This is a genomic window from Syntrophomonas sp. (genome assembly GCF_028707975.1).
Lineage (GTDB): Bacteria > Bacillota > Syntrophomonadia > Syntrophomonadales > Syntrophomonadaceae > Syntrophomonas.
Map to the genome: position 1 here is coordinate 1 of NZ_JAQVZX010000155.1, position 3,360 is coordinate 3,360.

Annotated in this window: 2 protein-coding genes; both read right to left on the reverse strand. The window is 48.9% G+C overall.

What is annotated here, in order from left to right:
• Nucleotides 1-650: hypothetical protein (locus PHP87_RS11545; protein ID WP_299921526.1), on the reverse strand; the 650-nt coding region annotated here is incomplete at its 3' end.
• An 8-nt stretch (nucleotides 651-658) separates the two neighbouring features.
• Nucleotides 659-3,360 (reverse strand): DEAD/DEAH box helicase (locus PHP87_RS11550; protein WP_299921528.1); only part of this gene is annotated, 2,702 nt, incomplete at its 5' end.

A 3,360-nucleotide genomic window follows, 5' to 3' on the forward strand; every position in this document is an offset into this window, starting at 1 on the left:
TCCAGAAAGCCTTTTTTCTGGATAAAGTAGCAGAACATCAGGCGATTAAGCATCAGTGAAGCATACCATTCCCGGTCAGCCTTATCGGCTATACCTTTAATGAAGTCCAGAAATTTCTTATGTTCTTGCTTGAATCCCTCATAGAATTTTTTGGTGACCTTTTCCCGGTTCTGCTGGAAATTCTCCCGTACCCGTCCGGTAACATCCACAATAGTTATGTTTTCTTCCTCATCCAGGGTGAAGAAAAGACCCGAAGTCTTCTGATACAGCAGTTCCGGTTCCTGTCCCCGGTACCACACAGTTTCCGTTATTTCCGGCGGCTTGCCGGGCTCACGCCATACCCACTGCCAGAGCTGAGTCTTTTGTTCCTTATCTACAAAAATAGTCAGGTGCTCCCGGTATAAACGGGCAATGGCCCGGTCAAGCTTTATGCGGGTGGCGTAATCCGGTATTTTACCCTTTTTGTCCGGCTCGCAAAGCAGGATGCGAAACCCACTTTTTTCAGCCACGGAGTGCAGCTTGTAGGTATAATCATTTACCTTGACCGGATCCTGGTGCTTTACATAGTTCCAGCCCAGCTGGTTAAATAGATTGGTAAAATCATATCTTTCTATGTACTGCTTGAATTGCTTTTTACTGATATAAGGCATTAAACTAACTACCTCACCTTCATGCCCAGAGAACAAATTATCTGAGGAATATCAAGGGCTCGGCCCTGTTTCTGGCTGATGACAGACAGGCGGCCTTCATCGCGGAGTTTAATAAGCATTTCCGCCATTTCTTCATCGCTTATACCAAAACGCAGTCGGCGGTTGATGAGTTCCCTGGTACTCTCGCGCAGGGGATAGCGATAAATATCATCTATGGTTCTTTTCAGGGCTACGGTATCAAAAAGGCTGTCTTTTATGCTTTCGTAATAACGTCCCAGTATTTTATAGGCGCGGAAGCGGGCACCGGCCTGGCTGCCCAGTTGACCGCCGGTTTGCCGGGCATCCTTTTCCGCCAGCTCTACGGCCCGGGCCACCAGTTCATGATGCTTTATTAGTCTTGCCAATGCTGGGGTATCCGGAGTACAGGCCGCTGCCTTGAGTATGCGAGATTGGCTACGGGAGATTACCCGTCCCTTGGTATCCAGCCAGGTCAGGCCTTCGAAACCGTGGCTGTTGCGGCTGTAGGTTATAACCCCTTCCCCCTCAACACTTCCCTCCTCCGAGGTTTTGGTGGCGTAAATGACATCAGGCAGGTTGGGAATAATCTTTTTCAATTTTGGATTGGCCTGGATGGCCTGCTTCCATATTTCATAGGCCTGGGAGGTGAGGTCGATTTCTCCCTCGTCTTCATCCAGCATCCCGGCTTTCTCATTATACAGATCAGCTATGTTTACCGGGTCGCCGTCAAAGAATATCTCATCCGAACCCACTACTTCTGAGTTCTCGGAAATGCGATGGGTCAGGCGGTTTCTCAGGTTTATTATCTTCTCCAGCCCGTCCTGGGGTAAAAAAGAATAGCAGAATATCCGGGACGATTGCTGGCCGATGCGGTCTACGCGCCCGGCGCGTTGGATTAAGCGGATTAAAGCCCAGGGGAGATCGTAATTGACAATGATATGCCCATCCTGCAGGTTTTGACCTTCACTCAACACATCGGTGCTGATAAGGACTCGTATTTCATCATACATATCCTTTGCCCGGTTGCTCAGCGGGCTGAAGCGGTAGGCGTATTCCGTAGGATTATCTACTGCGCCGGTGACGCAGGCCAAGTCTTTTATTCCCCGGGAACGCAACTGCTCCTCCAGGTAGCGGGCAGTGTCCGCAAACTGGGTGAACACCAGTATTTTTTCCTTCCGGTGGGTTTTGGCAATCAATTTTTCCAGAGCGTTTAGATGCCGATCTTCCCTGGGATCCCAGTGCCGGGCCAGATTAATAATTGATAATATGGCATCCACATCTTCTTCCAGCAAACGGACCAATTCAGGCAAAAACAGCTGGCTGCTTATCCAGCCATACTTGCTTTTTTCCCGCTGGCAGCGATGATAATGCTCTTCAGCCAGCTGGCGATACTTATCCTTCTCAGTTATTATGGCTACCCCGTAGCTTTCGCTAACATTATCATCCTCTTCCAGAAACTCGTCCATATCTGCACTTTCCTGCTGGCCTATGGGGAAGGGCAAGTCTTTTTCCAACGCGTAGAGGAAAAGGTAATTCCTCAAGACATGCCGGGCCAGGGAAATGAGAAAGGAAGCACCACTACTTTCCAGCCGTTTAAACAGATTGGTACGGCAAAAACCCATCAAGCGCTTGCCGGCGCGAGAGAGATTGGCCATAATCCTTTCCTCTTCTTTGCTGGGCTTTTTCCTGGGATTAGGGTCCAGGTAGTTGCCGAGACCGTAACGAGCCAGGTGCAGGCTATTTATAGTATCCACAACTCGCTCGGAGTATAGCTTGACATAGAGATCACCCGGGTCATTCTCATCAAAGCTGTATTGTACTTTTTTGGGTATCCGCTCAGGAAAATAGTTGATAGTGCCATCACCGAACGGGATATAGTACTGCTTTCTGCTCTCATCCCAGAGCGCATAGTTGTTCTTGATAAAGGTACGGGTACGGCGCACCATATAGGTCTTGAGCAGTTCCTGCCAGTCTTCGCTAAAGTCGCTCTTCTCAAAAGCCAGCAGGGTATGAGGAGAATACTGGTAACGCGCCATAAATTCCGTGGAACCACCTACAGATTCTATGAAACGCTCCGGACCTATCCCTATATCCTTATCTTCCGCTATGAAAAGGCGGAGTTGATTGGAGATGTCCAAATAGCTCTTGTTATAGGGGGTGGCGGTCAGTAAGATGACTCGACTCTCGTTCTTTTCGATATATTCCCTGACCAAGGCATAGCGCTTGCCCTGACGATTGCGCAGGTTGTGGCTTTCATCAATTATAACCACCCGGTAGCGCCGGGTTTTTTCCACAAAGTCTTTATTTATCAGGGATATGCTCATAACCCGGGCGCGAAGCTGGTAACGGTGGACATAATCTTCCCACATTTCGGTGAGGTTTTTGGGACAAATGATAAGGGTTTCAGTGAAAAATGTTTCCTCGAAGAGTTTGGCTATAGCAGTGGCGGTCAGGGTTTTACCCAGGCCCACCACATCACCAATCAATACCCCGCCCCTTTTATCCAGGTGGCGAGCGGCAATACTAACGGCATTGGCCTGAAAAGGCAGCAACTCTTCCCGTAGTTCCCGGGGAATAATATAATCGCTTATGCCGCTACGGGCTTCCTGGGACAAGTGATAGGCCATCTTGAGATAGATATAATAGGGTAAAAAGAGCTTTTCCGAAGCCCAGCTTTCGTCCAATATCTCTA